Annotated in this window: 13 protein-coding genes; 9 read left to right on the top strand and 4 right to left on the bottom strand. The window is 59.3% G+C overall.

All coding sequences use genetic code 11. From position 1 onward, the window contains the following. Window positions 1–118 precede the first annotated feature (118 nt). Complete coding sequence (locus AM218_RS13700) at window positions 119–1312, top strand: ATP-binding protein (protein ID WP_054414411.1); 1194 nt, start codon at window positions 119–121, stop codon at window positions 1310–1312. A 73-nt stretch (window positions 1313–1385) separates the two neighbouring features. On the opposite strand, the gene AM218_RS13695 is transcribed toward AM218_RS13700, so the two are convergent. Beyond that, window positions 1386–2534 (bottom strand): lipocalin-like domain-containing protein, encoded by a 1149-nt coding sequence (locus AM218_RS13695; protein ID WP_054414410.1) that lies wholly within the window; start codon window positions 2532–2534, stop codon window positions 1386–1388. Between the two features lie 50 nt (window positions 2535–2584). Further along, window positions 2585–3322, bottom strand: coding sequence for a carboxypeptidase-like regulatory domain-containing protein (locus AM218_RS13690; protein ID WP_197273976.1), 738 nt, complete (start codon window positions 3320–3322; stop codon window positions 2585–2587). A 163-nt stretch (window positions 3323–3485) separates the two neighbouring features. Here AM218_RS13690 and AM218_RS13685 point away from each other — a divergent pair, with 163 nt between their 5' ends. The 3 genes from AM218_RS13685 to AM218_RS13675 all read left to right on the top strand — a co-directional run bounded on the left by AM218_RS13685 (window position 3486) and on the right by AM218_RS13675 (window position 11216). After that, entirely contained in the window at window positions 3486–5255 is a 1770-nt protein-coding gene (locus AM218_RS13685) for an amino acid permease (RefSeq protein WP_410471216.1), read from the top strand. A gap of 135 nt (window positions 5256–5390) precedes the next feature. Then, a complete protein-coding gene (proA, locus tag AM218_RS13680; protein WP_054414408.1) occupies window positions 5391–10100 on the top strand; it encodes an anti-phage protein ProA in 4710 nt (1569 codons plus the stop codon). Window positions 10101–10337: 237 nt separating this feature from the next. Next, window positions 10338–11216 (top strand): SMP-30/gluconolactonase/LRE family protein, encoded by an 879-nt coding sequence (locus AM218_RS13675; RefSeq protein ID WP_054414407.1) that lies wholly within the window; start codon window positions 10338–10340, stop codon window positions 11214–11216. Window positions 11217–11266: 50 nt separating this feature from the next. On the opposite strand, the gene AM218_RS13670 is transcribed toward AM218_RS13675, so the two are convergent. Next, on the bottom strand, window positions 11267–12232 hold the full coding sequence (locus tag AM218_RS13670; RefSeq protein ID WP_082318241.1) for a DMT family transporter: 966 nt from the start codon (window positions 12230–12232) through the stop codon (window positions 11267–11269). A gap of 212 nt (window positions 12233–12444) precedes the next feature. On the opposite strand from AM218_RS13670, the gene AM218_RS13665 reads away from it, so the two are divergent. Continuing rightward, on the top strand, window positions 12445–12852 hold the full coding sequence (locus tag AM218_RS13665) for an ester cyclase (protein WP_197273975.1): 408 nt from the start codon (window positions 12445–12447) through the stop codon (window positions 12850–12852). An 80-nt stretch (window positions 12853–12932) separates the two neighbouring features. Here AM218_RS13665 and dusB read toward each other — a convergent pair whose 3' ends face one another. Beyond that, window positions 12933–13922, bottom strand: coding sequence for a tRNA dihydrouridine synthase DusB (gene dusB / locus AM218_RS13660; RefSeq protein WP_054414406.1), 990 nt, complete (start codon window positions 13920–13922; stop codon window positions 12933–12935). 59 nt (window positions 13923–13981) lie between these two features. Between dusB and AM218_RS13655 the strand changes: the two genes are divergently transcribed. The 4 genes from AM218_RS13655 (at window position 13982) to AM218_RS13640 (ending at window position 18279) form a co-directional block, all read left to right on the top strand. Beyond that, window positions 13982–15031 (top strand): CPBP family intramembrane glutamic endopeptidase, encoded by a 1050-nt coding sequence (locus AM218_RS13655; protein ID WP_082318240.1) that lies wholly within the window; start codon window positions 13982–13984, stop codon window positions 15029–15031. Between the two features lie 48 nt (window positions 15032–15079). Then, window positions 15080–16015 (top strand): phosphatidate cytidylyltransferase, encoded by a 936-nt coding sequence (locus AM218_RS13650; protein ID WP_054414404.1) that lies wholly within the window; start codon window positions 15080–15082, stop codon window positions 16013–16015. Between the two features lie 140 nt (window positions 16016–16155). Then, a complete protein-coding gene (locus tag AM218_RS13645) occupies window positions 16156–17445 on the top strand; it encodes a Glu/Leu/Phe/Val family dehydrogenase (protein ID WP_054414403.1) in 1290 nt (429 codons plus the stop codon). A gap of 153 nt (window positions 17446–17598) precedes the next feature. After that, window positions 17599–18279, top strand: coding sequence for a phosphatidylserine decarboxylase family protein (locus tag AM218_RS13640; RefSeq protein WP_054414402.1), 681 nt, complete (start codon window positions 17599–17601; stop codon window positions 18277–18279). Window positions 18280–18374: the final 95 nt, after the last annotated feature.

The raw sequence follows: 18374 nt of genomic DNA, 5'->3' as shown, positions 1-18374 counted from the left end.
GGAGGAATGTGCGTTGAGGGGTCTAGCCGATAGAAACGCTGCCAAGTCGGCGAAGCCCGTACTTTCGTACCATACGACAAAGCCCTGCCCTTGGCTTTACGCCCTTTTGATATTTCCTGTGCTGCCTGTTCTCCCCATCTACGACCAGAAATCCCGCATCAAGCTCATCATTGTAGCCGTGGCGCTGCTGGTAGCCGGGGCCACGGTGGTGTATACCAACATTCTGGTGCAGCGCCTCTCTGAGCGGGAGCAGCAGCAGATAGACCTGTACGCTAAGGCCCAGCGGTTTATCATCAACTCCGAGGTGGACTCCAACACCAATTTTGTGTTCGAGGAAATCATCAACGCCAACAAAACCATTCCCATCATCTTCACCGATGGCAACGGCTACCCCCTGGATGCCAAAAACCTGGAGGTGCCCAAGCGGCTGAACGAGGTGCAGCGCATGGCCCTGTTGCAGCGGGAAATTCAGATTATGAAAAGCCAGCACCCGCCCATTGTGGTGGAGCTGGGCGCGGGCCTGCGCAACTACATCTATTATAAGGACTCCGTACTGCTGGCCCAGCTGCGCACCTACCCGCTGGTGCAACTGGCCGTAATTGGCTGCCTGGCCGTTATTGCCTACTTCACCTTCAGCTACTCGCGCCGGGCCGAGCAAAACCGCGTGTGGGTGGGTCTGGCTAAGGAAACAGCCCACCAACTAGGCACGCCGCTGAGCAGCCTCATGGCCTGGCACACCTACCTAAAGGAAAGTGAGAAGTTTAAGAACGAGCCCATTGTAGACGAACTGGGCAAAGATGTGCGCCGCCTGGAAATTATTACGGAGCGCTTCAGCAACATCGGCTCCGTACCCATTCTCAAGGATGAGAACATTCTGCGCGTGACGCAAAACGCCATTGCCTACCTGCAAAGCCGGGTTTCCAAGAAAGTAACCTTCGAAATCCGCACGGACCTGCCCACCGACACCCCGGCCCAGGTGAACGTGCCGCTGTTTGACTGGGTAATCGAAAACATCTGCAAAAACGCCATTGACGCCATGGACGGGCGCGGCAGCATTACCATTCACTTGCGCCGCCCGGCCCGCAACAAGTCCCAGATTGCCATTGATATAACAGACACCGGCAAAGGCATTCCCAAGAGCAAGCTGGACAGGGTTTTCCTGCCGGGCTTCACCACCAAAAAGCGCGGCTGGGGCCTGGGCCTGGCTCTGGCCAAACGTATTATTGAGAACTACCACAAAGGTCGCCTCTTCGTGAAATGGAGCGAGGTAGGCCGCGGCACCACGTTTCGGGTGATTTTGAACGGGGAGTAAGTAAATAAAAACACCTGTCATCCTGAGCTTTGCGAAGGATGACAGGTGTTTTTGTGGTGATTCTATCTACTATTTATTTGCCTGAACTGCCCTGCGGCACTGATACCGGGCTTGTTGCTTCGGCGGTGGTATTGGCGGGGGCGGCTTTCTTGTTTTTGACTTCTTTCCGGTTGGTGATTTCCACGTAGCTATTGCCCGTAACCGGCTGGCCGTGGTGGGTGCCCGTTACGCGGCACATGCCTTCCCAATAGGGCAGCTTTACGGCCGTAAACAGGCGCAGGACCAGTTCCTGATCGGGTACCAGGGGCTCAATGGTAAGGTCGTAGCCCTGGCTGGGAATTTGGAGGCGCCAGCGGGCGGGGTAGCGGTTGCCGGAGCGTGGGCTGGTCCACCAGGCAGTGGTTTCCAGCTGAAAATCCTCGGCGGCTAGGTGCGTGTTCTGGCCCTGCGGGCCGAAGTGGGAGCCGCCATCAATGGCGCGGCCGGTTTGCTTTTCGTAGAGGTGGTAGGCCATAATTTCCTCCCGCGGCTCGTTCAGGTGCAGGCTAAACCAGTCCCAGCCAATGTTGGGGTTGGTCACGGAGTTGCAGTTCCACTGCCGGTCGTACCACAGCTCGCCTTCTACCTCGTGTAGCTTGCCGTTCACCTCCAGCGTGCCCGTGGTGGCCAGGCGCGGGTAGCTGTAGTAGCCCGCTTTGGCTACGCCGCCATAGTCCTCGTAGCCGGTGCCACCGTGCAGCAGAATGGGTTTGGTAGGCGTGGTGCTCAGATCAATAGCCATGCCCTCGTGGGCGGCCATGCGGGCCTGCAGGCGGTAAATGCCTTCCTGGCCGCTGAGCGTCCAGCGCTGCTTTTGCTTTTCCATGGAAAGCGCCAGCGGCAGGGTAGAGGGCAGCAAATCGGAGAGATTTTCCAGCTTGTAATCGTAGCGGAATTGCTGGGTGGCGGGGTCGGTAATAGCGAAATTCACCATCTGCCAGTCTTTCTTGCCGCTGATATTGAAGTGGAAGAACACGTACTCTACCCCAAATACTTCGCCCGTTACTTTATCCTTCAGGTGGCCGGTGAAATACCACCACTCCAAGGAGTTGCGCTGGTGCACGGCTTCTTCCTGGGGCAGCTGGGCGCGCTCCTCAAACACATCATGCTTGTTGGTGGGCTTGAGGGCACAGCCGGTAGTAAAGGTGAAAAGGAGGAGGGTAGCGAGCAGCAAATTCTTCATACCCCGGGAAAAGGAATTTCGGGGGCAAAAGGTTTGCGGGTTGCAGATGCTTAGTGGCGGAAGAGTCGCTGCCAGAGACTACGGGGAGAGTACCAATGACTTGTATCATGGGCGCCTACAACTATCACGCCCAGTAATGGTCGTGGATCCACACTAAGCGATACTTCAATAAATCCTTTCTGTATTTCCGAGAGGCTTCTTTGCTCCCGCAGGTACCCAATGGCTGAAAATTCCAGCTTTAGACCCGGGGTTACGGGCGTTGGTATATGTAAATTAAAGGTACCGTCTTGGTTAGTTGAAACCCCATGATTGGTTTTATACACCAAAACAACAGCACCAGGGAAGCCTTGACCAGTGCTGGCATCAATTACCCGCCCTGTGATTAAGATTGAGGACTCCAGAATTGAGTCCTGCTCCATTACCTCTGTCGTGACTTGGGATGCCAAAGCCGTTTGCTTCGGTTGCTCAATTTGCTGAGCGCGGGCATTTGGTGCCAGTACAAGGCTAATTCCTGATACGGTTACGGCCGTTGTCAGCCAGGTACGCCAGCGCGGTATAGATACTGCCGCTAGCAAGGGCCGTTCCAACTGATCAGCCCGACCCTGCCCACAACTATTCCCGCTCTGCCGTTGCAGCCACGCCACCACTTCCGCATCCGTCATCCGGGTAAAATCCACCACCACTTTATCACAGGCGGCGCAGTGCCGACCCTGACCAGCGGGCGTCATGGCGGCCCAGTTTTCAGAGCAGGGCTGCGGGATGGAGAGCGTGAGGGAACGACGGGACATGGGCGGCGAAGAACAGGTTTCGCAGGCAGGATGCCAAAAGTCAGCACATTGCATACACCTCGGAGAAGTATCCCAATTTATCTTTCCGGCATGCTACCGGGCCAATAGATGCCGCCGCGCCGCATTATTCTGTATCTTTTGGCCCCTAAAACTATTTACTCCCTTGTCTGCACCACTGCCAACCACCCGCTCTGCCAGCCTGTTTCGGCGCAAGAACATTGCCGACATCCTCCACAACCCGCCCGCTGATGCCGAGCCGCATATTGGCGCCGTAGAAGGCGGCCTGGCCCGCCACCTCACCGTGCGCGACCTCACGGCCCTGGGTATTGCGGCCGTTATCGGGGCTGGTATTTTCAGCACCATCGGCAACGCCTCCCACGATGGCGGCCCCGCCGTTTCGCTGCTGTTTGTATTCACGGCCATTGCCTGCGCTTTTTCGGCGCTATGCTACGCACAGTTTGCTGCTACTATTCCCGTCAGCGGCTCGGCCTATACCTACGCCTACGTCTCCTTTGGTGAGCTGGCCGCCTGGATTATCGGTTGGGCACTGATTATGGAATATGCCGTTGGCAACATTGTGGTGGCCATTTCCTGGTCCGATTATTTTACCGGGCTGCTGGATGGCATTGGGCTGCATATTCCGGCTTACCTTACTATGGGCACGCAAAGTGCCTACAAAGGCTACCACGAAGTGCTGGCCCTGATGCAGGCCGGCAAGCCGCTGGCCGGTGCTTCCCCCGCCCAGCTGGATGCCTATAAAGTGTGGAACAGCGCCCCGGCCCTGTTCGGCGACCTGAAACTGGTCTGCGACCTGCCCGCCTTCATGATTACCGTGCTGGTTACGGCGCTGGTGTACATCGGCATCAAGGAATCCAAAACCGCCTCCAACCTGCTGGTGCTGCTCAAGCTGATTGTGGTATTGGTGGTGATTGTAGTAGGAGCGTTTTACGTGAAAACGGCCAACTGGAGCCCCTTTGCCCCCAACGGCGTAGGCGGCGTGCTGAAAGGCGTATCCGCGGTATTCTTCGCCTATATCGGCTTTGATGCCATTAGCACCACAGCCGAGGAATGCAACAACCCGCAGCGCGACCTGCCCCGCGCTATGATCTATGCCCTCATCATCTGCACGGTGTTGTATGTGATTATCACGCTGGTACTCACCGGCATGGTCAGCTACAAAGAGCTGGGCGTCGGCGACCCTTTGTCGTTCGTGTTTGAGCGGGTTGGTCTTGACTGGCTGGCGGGTGTAGTAGCTGTATCGGCCGTATTTGCCATGACCTCCGTGCTGCTGGTATTCCAGATCGGCCAGCCCCGTATCTGGCTGACGATGAGCCGCGACGGCCTGCTGCCCAAGGTGTTTGCCAGAGTGCATCCCAAGTTTCATACGCCTTCCTTCTCCACCATCGTAACCGGCTTCTTTGTGGGCGTGCCGGCCCTTCTCCTGAACATGGACCTGGTGATTGACCTGACCAGCATCGGCACCCTGTTCGCCTTTGCGCTGGTATGCGGCGGTATCCTCATCATCGACCCCCACGGCACCTCCAAGGCCCGCTTTAAAGTGCCCTATGTGAATGGCCGCTACCTCGTGCCGCTTATTCTGATGGTTATTGGCGTGCTGCTGCTCAACTACAACCGTACCGCCATCAACGAGTTCTGGAGCGCTATAACCAGTGGTCAGTACGAACTGTTCCGCCATCAGATTCCGATGCTGGTCTTCCTGTTTTTCTGCGTGGGGCTGGCCTGGGCTTCGTTCACCAAAAACCTCTCCCTGCTGCCCGTACTGGGTCTGCTCACCAACCTGTACCTGATGACGCAGCTGGGCATTGGCAACTGGATGCTGTTCTTCGGCTGGCTGATTATCGGGCTGGTGATTTACTTCGGCTACAGCTACAAAAACAGCAAGCTGAACCAGCCCGCGCTGGCCGTGCGCTAGGTATTACGGCTTCTACCTGGCCTATACTTCTCAAACCCGCCGGCTGGCTCAGCTGGCGGGTTTGCTGCGTAATTGGCGGGGCATTTAGCCCTGGATGTGGATTGAGTTAAGACTACCATTATTTATAAAAAGGAAATGACGATTGATCCTTCCCTCGCGGCCCGTCTGGAAGCCTCGCGCCAGGAGCTGCTGGATTTAGGGATGCGCAATCCGCTGCTGAATTTTCGAGTGTCGAAAGCACAGGGCGTGGGCGTGGTGCAGGAAGAAGCCACAGCGGTGTATGAGGTACTGGTACGCCAAGGCAAAACCATGTATTTCCAGGCTGCTTCGGAGCCTGCGAAGCCGGACGTGGCAGTGCCGGAGGGGCCCGAAATTACCCTTGCCAAGGCCGCCCGCCAGGCCCTGCTTCTCGACAACAAGCTGCAAACCGCCGAGCCGCTGGCCAAGCTGGAAAGCCGCCTGCTGAACACCTACTACACCGCCCGCACCAGTCTGGAAGAGCAGGGCGTTAATATTCTGTACCTGGCTCTGGGCATGCTTACCTGGTACGAAGCCGAAAGCAGCGCCGAGCCCCGGCTGGCCCCCTTGGTGCTGGTGCCGGTGCTGCTGGAGCGCGGTACAGCCGCCGAGCGCTTTAAGCTGCGCTACACCGGGGCCGAGGTAGAAGGGAACCTCTCGCTGCAGGCCCGGCTGCGCGCTGGTTTTGGCCTGGCACTGCCCTTGCCGGAGCTGGAAGAGGATGGCCGCCTGCCGGAATATTACGCTGCCGTAACCCAAGCCATTGCTGGCCTGCCCCGCTGGGCCGTAGCCCCCGACAGTATTGCGCTGGGCTTTTTCTCCTTCGGGAAGTTTATGCTGTACCGCGACCTAGACCCCGCCAACTGGCCCGCCGGTGCTTCCCTGCTCCAGCACCCCGCCATTGGGGCGCTGCTGGGCCCCGATACCGGCTTCTCCGATGCGCCTCCGACGGTCAGCGACACCGCTTTTCTCGACACGGAAAGCCCCGCTCACGAGCTGCACCAGGTGCTGGACGCCGACTCCTCCCAGTTGCTGGCCCTGCTGGCCGTGCACGAAGGCCGCAACCTGGTGGTGCAGGGCCCGCCCGGCACGGGCAAGTCACAAACCATTGCCAACCTGCTGGCCGAAGCCATTGGGGCCGGCAAAAAGGTATTATTCGTGGCCGAAAAAATGGCGGCCCTAGAAGTAGTAAAACGCCGCCTCGATAAGCTGGGGCTGGGCGCGGCCTGCCTGGAGCTGCACAGCCATAAAGCCAACAAAAAAGCCCTGCACGACGAGCTGCGCGCCACGCTCAGCCTGGGCCGCCCGGCCTCTGCCGTGGGTATCGAAGACCAGGTAAGCCAGCTCCCGCGCTACCGCCAGAGCCTCAACGACTATGCGCTGGCTGTGAATGCGCCCATCGGGCACAGCCGCCGCACCGTGCAGCAGGTGGCCGGCGAGCTGTTGCAGCTGCGGGAAGCGCGGGGAGCAGTGGAGCTACCGCGCCTCCCGTTTCCCGGCCTGGCGCAGTGGACGGATGCCGAGGCGGCTCAGGCCGAAGCCCTGGCTGCCCGCCTGCAGGCTACACTACAGAAAACCGGCGTGCCCCGTCAGCTTTTATTCTGGGGTAGCGAGCTGACCGTGCTGCTTCCTGCCGATGCGGACGCGCTGACGCACGCGCTACGGGCAGCACAAACAGCGGTAGCCGAGCTGCAAACCGCCGCCGCTAACCTGGCCCAACACCTGGGGCTGCCCATTCCAACCCAGCGGGTGGCCGCCGAGCTGCTGCTGCCCGCCGCCCGCCATGCCCAGCTGGCCCCACCCCTAACCGGCGTAGCGGTAGCCGAGGAAGCCTGGAACCGGCAGGCTACCCACCTCGCGGAAGTACTGCAGGCGGGCTCGGCCCTGGCGGCCCTGCACCAGCAGCACGATGACACTTTACTGCCTGAAGCCTGGGGCCAGCAGCTGCTGACCGAACGAGCCCTGCTGCTTAGCCACGGCCCTAAATGGTGGAATTTTCTCAGCGGCGACTACCGCCGGGCCCGCCAGCGGCTGCAAAGCCTGTGGCGGGCGCCCCTGCCCAAAGAGCCCGCCGGGTTAGTAACCGTCCTGGATGCCATTCACGAAGCCGCCCGGCACCAGCAGGTGCTGAACGAGGCCGCCCCGCTCATGGTCCAGTTGTTCGGTGCCGCCTGGCAGGGCGCGCGCTCCAATTGGCCGGCGCTGGCGAAGGTGCAGCAGTTCCTCTCCCTCTCGCACCAGCGCATCAGCCGCCACGAGCTGCCGCCGGCGTTGCTGCCGTACCTGGCCCGCGTGGCCCAGGCGGCCGAAATCACGGCGCCATTGGTGGTGCTGGAAACGGCGCTGGCCCGGCATCGTACCACGGTGCAAGCTGTGGTGGAGGCGTTGCGCCTGAACGAGGCGCAACGTTTCGGGCCGGAGGGCCGCCTGCAGTTTCAGTTGTTTACCGCGCAGCAGGAAAAGCTGGCCACTTGGGCTGATAATCTGCCCAGGCTGCAGCTGGTGGTGGAGTGGAACAACGTGTCTGCTACCGTGCAGGCCGAAAACTTCCCGGGGCTGCTGCCGCTGGCGGAAAGCTGGGCCGAGGCGGCCCATTTGCTGGTGGCCGCCGTGCGCCAGACCTGGCTGGAGTATCTGCAGCGGCAAGCCTACGAGCAGCATCCGGCCCTGCGGCAGTTTGAGCGCGCCGGCCACGAAGCCTTGGCCGCCCGTTTCCGCCAGGCCGACCGTGACTCGCTCTACCATAACCGTGTGCGGGCGCTGCTTCTGCATTACGAGCAGCTGCCCAACCCCCAGGCCGGCGGGCAGATGCTGCTGCTGCGCAACGAATTCGCCAAAAAATCCCGGCACAAGCCCCTGCGCCGACTCATGGAGGAGGCCGGGCAGGCCATTCAGGCCATTAAACCGGTGTTTATGATGTCGCCGCTTTCGGTGGCCAGCTACCTGCCGCCGGGCGCCGTGGAATTTGATCTGGTGGTGTTTGACGAAGCCTCGCAGGTGAAGCCGGTGGATGCGCTGGGCGCCATTGCCCGCGGCCGGCAGCTGGTAGTGGTCGGCGATTCGAAGCAGCTGCCGCCAACTTCCTTTTTTGATTCCCTGACCGGCACCGGCGAAGAAGCCGATGAGGAAAACGTGACGGCCGACATCCAGAGTATTCTGGAGCTGTGCAAAGCCCGCCAGATGCCGGAGCGAATGCTGCGCTGGCACTACCGCTCGCTGCATCAGTCCCTGATTGCGGCTTCCAACCATTTGTTTTACGAAGACAAGCTGGTGATTTTCCCCAGCCCCGGCGGGCAGGGCCAGCTGGGACTGGTGTACCATCATCTGCCCCATACGCACTACGAGCGGGGCACCACGCGAACCAATCCGCTGGAGGCGCAGGCCGTGGCCGAAGCAGTGCTGCAGCACGCCCGAACCACGCCCCGGCTGACGCTGGGCGTGGTGGCCTTCAGCACGGCCCAGCGGCAGGCCATTCAGGATGCGCTGGAAAAGCTGCGCCGCCAGCACCCCGAAACCGAAGCATTCTTCAACCGCCACCCCCACGAGCCATTCTTCATCAAGAACCTGGAAAACGTGCAGGGCGATGAGCGGGATGTTATTCTGATCAGCATCGGGTACGGGCGCACCCGGGAAGGGTACCTCACCATGAGTTTTGGCCCCCTGAACGGCGAAGGTGGCGAGCGGCGCCTGAACGTGCTCATCACCCGCGCCAGGCAGCGTTGCGAGGTATTTACCAACCTCATAGCCGATGACCTGGACCTGGGCCGCACCCGCGCCAAGGGCGTGGCCGCCCTGAAAACCTTCCTCAACTTTGCCCAGCACGGCCGCCTGAACCAAAACCAGGAAACCGGCCGCGCAATAGAGTCGCCGTTTGAGGAGGCGGTGTACCGCGCCCTCACGGCCCGTGGGTACGCGGTGCGCCCGCAAATCGGGAGCCAGGGCTTTTACATCGATCTGGCCGTGGTGGACCCGGAGCAGCCCGGCCGCTACGTGCTGGGCATTGAGTGCGACGGTGCCATGTACCACTCGGCCCGCTCGGCCCGCGACCGGGACCGGCTGCGGCAGGAGGTGCTGGAAAACGTGGGCTGGCGCCTGCACCGCATCTGGAGCACCGACTGGTTCCGCGACCCGGAGCGGGAAGCCGAGCGGGCCGTACAGGCCATTGAGGAAGCCCGCCGCCTGCCTGCCCAGGATGAGCCCGACGAGCCGGAAGCGGTGGTAGTCAGTGAAGCCGCCCTAGAAATTAATCGGGAAGAAAACCTGCCAGTTAGCCAGCCCCAGGCCACTCCTTATCAAGTGGCGCAACTGCCGGCTGCCGTGGCGCACCGCGAGCTACACCAGCACAGCCTGGGCCAGCTGGCCCATTGGCTGGCGCTGGTGGTGCGCATCGAAAGCCCGATTCACCTGGACGAAGCTACCCGCCGGCTGGCCCAGGCCAGCGGGGCCACGCAGGTGGGGGCGCGCATCCGCAAGGCTGGCCGCGACGCGGCACTTTTGGCCACCAACCTGCGCCACATCCGGCAGCAGGGAGAGTTTTTGTGGGATATGACCATGCAGGAAGCCCCCGTGCGCGACCGGAGCCCGCTGCCCGCTATTTCGCGCAAGCTGGCTTTTGTAGCCCCGGAAGAACTGGCCCGCGCCCTGCGTACGGTAGTGGAGCAGAGTTTTGCGCTGCCCCGCGAGGCTGCAATGCTGGCCACTGTGCGCATGCTAGGATTCAGCCGCCTGTCGGAGGAGATGCGCGAGCAACTGGATGGCGTAGCGCAGGAATTAATAAGTAAAAAACAGTTATGGGAAAGAAACGGCCTCCTGCAACCAGCCGAATAGTTTCCTCCCTGTACTTTATTTCTATCAGGTATCCGAGCTAAAGAAATGGCGACAGATATGATGGTTTGATATCTTTCGGCATGAAGAAGCTGCTTTTCCTGTTGCTGCTGGCTGCAGTGCCCGCCCTGGCGCAACAGGCAACCAAACCTGCCCCCAATGCCAGCCAAGTAGCAGCTAATCGGAGTAGCACTGCATTTCAGGTTCCTGGCCGCGAGTTGCAGCCATGGGGTTTGGCGTATGACAGACGCAGTAAATGCTTCTTTAGTAGGCAGCATTCAACAGCGCAAAATTGTGCGGATTGATAAAAAGGGTAATCCTGAAGACTTTTGGATGCCTGCGCCGGTACCCGCGCCCGATATGCAATGGGGCCAGCAACAACTGCCGGTTTTAGGCGAAGTGCGGGCCCTAGGAATAGACGCTGCCCATCGTAGTCTTTGGGCCTGCGCCACTGGCTGGGGGCCGCAAGGCAAAAGATCGGGCATATGGGAATTTGACTCCCAATCTGGGTTTTTACGTCAGTTAGGCTTTGTAAATGATACAGCACAGCACCTGCTAAACGCACTGGCTGTGAGTAGCAAAGGCGTAGCCTATGCTACCGACCTAAAAACAGGTGCCATATATCGATTGCGCACTAACCAGCCTCCGGAAGAGGAATTAGAAGCCTGGCTACCCGCGGGCACATTTGCGGCACCCAGCGGCATTTGTCTCAGCGACGATAATCGTACGCTCTACGTAGCCGATACGCGCGGTATTTTTAGCGTAAATCTGACTTCAAAGCAGATGATGCCGGTGTCGGCTACAGAAACTCTCGACTTGAATCAGCTGAAAAGCTTGTCTTATTATAAAGGGGCGCTGATAAGTATTCAGGATAACGGAGCACCCCGAATTCTTCGCTTTCAGTTAGATGCTTCGCGTCAGCGAATTACAGGTACACAGATACTGGAAACCACTCGGTCTGAAACATCGGCTGGGCCAGCCTCCGGCATAGTTGTCGGTGATGACTTCTACTATATTGCCAACAGTCACCAATCGGTAGTGATTAAGCCTGGAGAGGCCCCTGCGCTTCCGGCTGCAGAAGTAGCGGAACCGATTGTAATACGCTTATCTCTTTTGTAGCACCGGGCAGCTCATTCGGCAAATAGGAATAAGGCGTTTAAAGCAGCCTGCTACCGGGCCCGGTGAATAATAAAAACGCTGAGCAGAATAATAACCATGCCCAGCACGTGCCACAGGTTAAAGGCCTCGCCATCCAGCAAGCCCCAGCCCAGCGCCACAATGGGCACGATGTAGGTATTGGACGCCGCAAACAGGGCCGTAGAGCTGTGAATGAGCTTGTTGAACAGTACCATGGCAATGGCGGTGCTCATGGTGGCCAGCAGGGCAATGTAGCCGAAGGCCGTCCAGGCGCCGGGCACGGTAGTCAGCTTGTGCAGGAAATCGGTGCCCAGCAGCAGGAAGGCCAGTGCCGGTCCGCCAATTAAAAGCAGGAGTACCCCGGTAACCGCCACCGACGGAATACCCTGAAAGTGGTGCTTGATGATGTTGAGACTCACGCCGTAGCCCGCCGTGGCCAGCACAATGTACAGCCCGTACCAGGCGTTGCCTTCGCCGGCGGGAGTAGCTTCCCCGCCGCTGCCGCCCAGCAGCATCAGCACCACGGTGCCGGCCAGGCCCAGCGCAATGCCCAGCACCCGCAGGCTGGTCAGGCGCTGCCCAAAAAACAAAGCCCCCATGAGCAGGGTGAACACGGCCGTCAGGGCATTGAGGACGCCGGCCAGCCCCGAGGCCAGCTTGGTTTCAGCATAAGCAAACAGGAACGCCGGAATAAGCGTGCCGATAACGCCGCTGAACAGCAGCCACTTAAAACGGCTGCGCTCGATGCGGCCAATGTGCTTCAGGGAAAATGGCAGCAGCAATAGCGCCGCCACGCTCACCCGCGTAGCGCCCAACTCCAGCGCCGAAAACACCACCAGACCCTTCTTCATCAGAATAAACGAAGTACCCCAGATACAGGCCAGCACCACCAGTAGAAACCAGGCCGAGGCCGGAACGCGGTGGGGTGGGGCCGAGGCAACGCTGGGAGGGGCGGGAGCAGTAGTAACGGCCGGGGCGGGAGTAGAAGAAGTAGCCATGGGTGTGCAAAGGTCGCAACTTGTTCCGAAGTGCCCGAAGAAGCGCCGCAGATGTTTCAGCGCGGGCGGGCCCGGTCAGGGGCACCATAGGCTTTAAGTATGGTTTATATCTTGATTTTTAGGTAAATACAAATAGTAATACTTCGTCGTGTTATTGACTCTGATAGTGGGCTGCAGTACAATTGTAGCAATACTCATTATTAGCAGATAATATGATGGTGGAAGAAGATAACCGGGAAACGGTGCTGCGCTATGTAGCCGCGTTCAACGAGGGAGATATGGAGGCCCTGCAGCAGGTGTTTTCCCCGGATGCGCAGGTGTACGGGGTGTTAGGCTGGGGTAGCATAAAAGAGGCAATACCCATCTGGCAGGAGCTGTGGGCGGCTTTCGGGCTCCAGCTCCTGATAGAATCTATGGTGGCAGAAGGGGAGGTGGTAGCGGTGCGCTACACCGAGCGGGGCCATTCGGTAGGCTCTTTCCGGGGTGGCCCGGTTACGGGCAAATCCTATGAAATAGTGGCTATGGAGTGGTTTCAGATGCACCACGGGAAAATACACCGCCGCTGGGGTGCCCGCGACTATGCTGCCCAGATGCGGCAAATGGGGCTGCCGCTCAGCTAGCCATTTCGCCATTAGAAAAATAAAGAAAGCCGCCGGAAACAAGTGCTTCCGGCGGCCTTTTGTACAAGGATGCTTGTTGCCTACATCACCATAACGGGCTCCGCGGCAATAATTTCGTTTAGAATGCTGTGTACTTCCTCCGGCGAGTCCGTCTCTACCAGGCGCATGCGCCACTGCTTGGCGCCTTCCAGGCCGCGGAAATACTGGGCATAGTGGCGGCGCATCTCAAAGATACCCACGCGCGAGCCTTTCCACTCAATGCTTTTCTCGAAGTGCATGCGGCACATGTTCACGCGCTCCTCCACGGTGGGCGGGGCCAGCAGCTCGCCGGTGGCCACGTAGTGCTTCACCTCCCGGAAAATCCAGGGGTAGCCAATGGCGGCGCGGCCAATCATGATGCCATCCACGCCGTAGCGGTTTTTGTACTCCAGGGCTTTCTGGGGCGAGTCGATGTCGCCGTTGCCGAAGATGGGAATTTTGATGCGCGGGTTATTCTTGATGGCCGCAATCAGGCGCCAGTCGGCATCCCCCTTGTACATCTGCACGCGGGTGCGGCCGTGAATGGTGAGGGCCTCAATGCCGACATCCTGCAGGCGCTCGGCTACTTCCTCCACATTTTTGGTGGTGTCGTCCCAGCCCAGGCGGGTTTTCACCGTCACAGGCAAATGCGTGTTGCGCACCACGGCGGCCGTCATTTCCACCATTTTGGGAATGTCGCGCAGTAGGGCGGCGCCGGCGCCGCGGCAGGCTACCTGCTTCACGGGGCAGCCGTAGTTGATGTCGATGAGGTCAGGGCCGGCCACGGTGCTGATGCGGGCGCACTCGCCCATGGTATCCACATCGGAGCCAAAGAGCTGAATGCCAATGGGCCGCTCGTAGTCGAACACGTCGAGCTTTTTGCGGCTTTTGGCGGCATCCCGAATCAGTCCTTCCGAAGAAATAAACTCGGTATACATCAAATCAGCCCCATTGGCTTTGCACACGGCCCGGAACGGCGGGTCCGAAACGTCCTCCATGGGAGCAAGCAAAAGCGGGAAGTCAGGCAGGGCAATGTCGCGGATGTGTACCACAGGGTAAGCTATTACAGGATTTTGCGCAAATTTACGACACTTCCAACTGTCCTGCCCCCATGAAAGGTTTCGTCCCCAGTCGTTTGCACCCCATTCTGACCTTGCTGCTGCTGGTAGGCCTTATGTTTTTGTGTTTTTGCCTGGCTTCATTTGTGCTGATGCTGCTCACGGGGGCCCTGTTTGGCATTGGGCTGATGGAGTTTAGCCAGGTAATGCAAAATCCTGCCCGGCACCCGCAGGGCTGGCCCATGATGATGCTGGCTCAGGGCATATTTCTGCTGGGCGGCTTTGCCGGAGCCGCGCTGGTGCTGGCCCGGATTCAGGGCCAGACCTGGCGGGAGGCCTTTGCCCCCCGGCACCCGGTACCCATCCGTTGGCTGCTGCTGGGCGCGGTGCTGATTGTGGTGATGCTGCCGGCCATGTCGGGCCTGGTGCAATGGAACGCCGATATTCACTTCCCTGCCTTCCTGCACGAGTTTGAGGTATGGGCCCGCGACAAAGAAACCCAGGCCCAGGACCTCACCCGCTTCCTGACCGAGTTTGAAACCAGCACCCGGCTGCTGATTGGCCTGCTGGTTATTGCCGTGGTACCGGCCATCAGCGAGGAGCTGGTGTTCCGGGGCGTGATTCAGCGCCAGCTCACGCGCTGGTTTGGCTCGTACCACACGGCCATCTGGCTGTCGGCTATTATCTTCAGTGCCATTCACATGCAGTTTTTTGGCTTTGTGCCGCGCATGGTGCTGGGCGTGGTGCTGGGCTACTTATATGCGTGGTCGGGTAATATTCTGGTGCCTATGGCGGCGCACTTTACCCAGAATGCCGTACAGCTGGTGCTGCTCTATATGCAGCAGCGGGGTGCCCTGGCCACCAGCTTTGATCCGGATTCTACTGATGCTTTGCCCTGGCCAGCCATGCTGGTATCGGCGCTGCTGAGCGGCGGGCTGCTGGTGCTGGCGTACCGACATTTCAACCAGGACCTGGCCCCCAAGGTGATGCACACCCTTTCCCACGATGGCGTGCAGATTGGGGGCACCATCCCCCCGGCCGGGCATACGCTCACCAGCCATGGCATCGAGCCCGCCCCCGGCAGTCAATTGCCGGCAGGGTAAGCTAAGGCAGGCTGCTTCCGTTATATTGCTTCTTAAATCTGATTTCGTTTGTCTATTTCTACGCCTGCCTCCGCCCCCGATACTTCCAACGACAAAAAACCGATGTCCAATCTGGCACAGCGGGTGTTGTACGGCGCCATTGGTGCGGCGGCGCTGATCGGCTGTATCTGGTACAGCGCCTGGACGTTTGCCCTATTTTTTGCCGTGGTGCAGGCCCGCATGCTGTGGGAGTTCTACCGCATGATGAAGCGCTCCGGCTATGCCCCGGCGGCGCTGCTGGGTATGGCCGCCAGTCTGGTGCTGTTTATGGGCGTATCCGGGTTGTTTCTGAGCATGGATGCCCGGCAGCCGCTCAACAGCCTGGGAGCGGTAGTAACGGCCACGGAAGAGCTGGCGCTGGTATTGCGGGCTTTGCTGCTGAGCTTTTTACTGCTGCTGCCGCTGGCACTGATCGTGCGCGAAATGATTATCTGGCCGCGCTCTAAGCGGCCCTTTGCCAACGTGGGCGTCAACCTAACCGGCCTGTTTTATGTGAGCGTGCCTATGACGCTGCTGGTGCCCTTGGCTTATAGTGGCGGCAGCTACGACTACCGGCGCGTACTGGCCCTGCTGCTGCTGGTATGGGCCGCGGATACCGGCGCCTACGCCGCCGGCAAAAACTTTGGCAAGCACAAGCTGGCCCCCAGCATCTCACCCGGCAAAACCTGGGAAGGCTGGGTGGGCGGCACCCTGCTCACCCTAGTAGTTGGCTGGGCGCTGGGCTACCTGCTGCCCGAAATACCCCTGGCCCAGCGCCTGGTAGTGGCCGGGGTAGTAGCCGTATTTGGGGTGCTGGGAGACTTAGCCGAATCGATGCTGAAGCGCAGCGTGGGCGTAAAAGACTCCGGCCGCATTCTGCCCGGCCACGGCGGCCTGCTCGACCGGTTTGATGCCTTCCTGTTCATTCTGCCGGTGCTGCTGCTGCTGCAGGTATTGTTGGGCTAGGAAAGTACCCAGGGTAGTTTCCTTGCGTATGGCATAAACCTGCTACCTTTGGCCACCCATTCACCCCGCGCTGTTCCCGCTGCCCACCAGCGGGTTTTGCGTTGGTTATTTTCCACCCACTTTTACTTTTTTCTCTTCGTATGGCTGCCACCACGGTGTACAAAGAACCCGCCCCCCGCGTCGACGCCGAAAACCCTTTGGAATCTATGATGTCGCGCTTCAACGTGGCCACAGAAATTCTGGGTCTCGATGAAGAAACCTACAACGTGCTTAAGGCACCCGATAAGCAGGTTATCGTGCACATCCCCGTGACCATGGACAACGGCAAAGTGCGCGTTTTCGAAGGCTACCGCGTGGTGCACAATACCATTCTCGGCCCTTCCAAAGGCGGCATCCGCTACGATAACAACGTGCACCTCGACGAAGTAAAGGCCCTGGCGGCCTGGATGACGTGGAAGTGCGCTGTGGTTGATATTCCCTACGGCGGTGCCAAAGGTGGTATCATCTGCGACCCCACCACCATGAGCCCCGGCGAAATTGAGCGTCTCACCCGCGCCTACACGCTGGCGCTGAAAGACGTATTTGGCCCCGATCGCGACATTCCGGCCCCTGATATGGGTACCGGCCCGCGCGAAATGGCCTGGCTGATGGACGAATTCAGCAAGACCGTGGGCGCTACCTCACCCGCCGTAGTTACCGGCAAGCCGCTGGTAATGGGTGGCTCGCTGGGTCGCACCGAGGCCACTGGCCGTGGCGTGATGGTATCGGCGCTGGCGGCGCTGAAGAAGCTGGGCATGGAGCCCACGCAGGTTTCGGCCGCCGTGCAGGGCTTTGGCAACGTAGGCTCCTGGGCCGCTAAGCTGCTGAGCGAGAAAGGAGTGAAAATCAAAGGCGTATCCGATGTAAGCGGTGCTTACTGGAACGACAATGGTATCAACATCGACGAAGCCATTGCCTACAAGAACGCCCACAAAGGCCGCCTGGATGGCTTCACCGGCGCTACCCTGATGGACAACGCCGACGACCTGCTCCTCACGGACGTAGACGTACTAGTGCCTGCCGCGGTAGAAGACGTTATTACCGAGCACAACGCCCACCATATCAAAGCCAAGCTGATTGTAGAAGGCGCCAACGGACCCACTTCGGCTTCCGCTGACCCCATCATCAATGAGAAAGGCATTATGGTGGTGCCCGATATTCTGGCCAATTCCGGTGGCGTAACCGTATCCTACTTTGAGTGGGTGCAGAACCGCCAGGGCTTTAAGTGGACCGAGGAAATGGTAACCGAGCGGGCCGACCGGATTATGTCCGACGCCTTCGAGAAAGTGTACGCCACCAGCCAGAAATACAACATTCCCATGCGCATTGCCGCGTATGTGGTTGCCATTGATAAAGTAGCTCAAACCTATAAATACCGCGGCGGTTTCTAAGCCCGGGCATTGCCCTTTGCTGCTTTCCGGCAGTAGAAGTTCTTCCGAATTTTACGGCCCATCTGGCGCGCTGGCGCTCGGATGGGCCGTTTGTCGGAACCGGGCAGGCCGCTGAAGCCCCGTATCGCCTGCCCCCACCGTTGCCGTTATTCCATGAAGATTCACAAAGAAGGACGACGTATTCTTTTCTTTACCCTGCTGGCGCTGCTGGCCGTTAACCTGCTGCTGTTTCGGGTAAATGCTGCCAACGATACGTTTAATAAAATATTCGCGGGTGCCTCCGTGGTAGCCTTTCTGCTGCTGCTGCAATTCTTCCGCAGCCCGTTCCGCAACCTGCTCACCCACGAAGATCTGCTGGTTTCGCCCGTAGATGGCAAAGTAGTGGTGATTGAGGACGTGCACGAGTCGGAGTATTTTGACGACACGCGCAAGCAGATCAGCATCTTCATGTCGCCGATTAACGTGCACATCACCCGCAATCCTATTTCGGGCATTGTGCGCTATTTCCGCTACCACCCGGGCAGCTACCTGGTGGCATGGCACCCCAAAAGCAGCACCAAGAACGAGCGCACCACGGTAGTGGTAGAGTCGGATGCGGGGCCGTTTGTGCTTTTCCGGCAGATTGCCGGCGCCATGGCCCGCCGCATTGTCTGGTATGTAAACGAAGGCGACGAAGTAACCCAGGGCGAGGAGTTTGGCTTCATCAAATTTGGCTCCCGCGTGGATATTTTCGTGCCGGTAGATACCGAAATGAAAGTGAAAATGGGGGACAAGGTGAAAGGCGGCGAAACGGTTATCGCGCAGCTGAAAATCATCCCGCCCCGCCTCTTCTAAATCACGGATACGCCGGGTTTTAGATTCGCTGACCTTCGGTTGTGGCCGATTCTTTTCTAACGCCAGCGGCCGCTCCTATGCAGGAGCGGCCGCAG

It is taken from the genome of Hymenobacter sp. DG25A, from assembly GCF_001280305.1.
GTDB lineage: Bacteria > Bacteroidota > Bacteroidia > Cytophagales > Hymenobacteraceae > Hymenobacter.
This window is presented reverse-complemented; position numbering and strand designations above follow the sequence as displayed.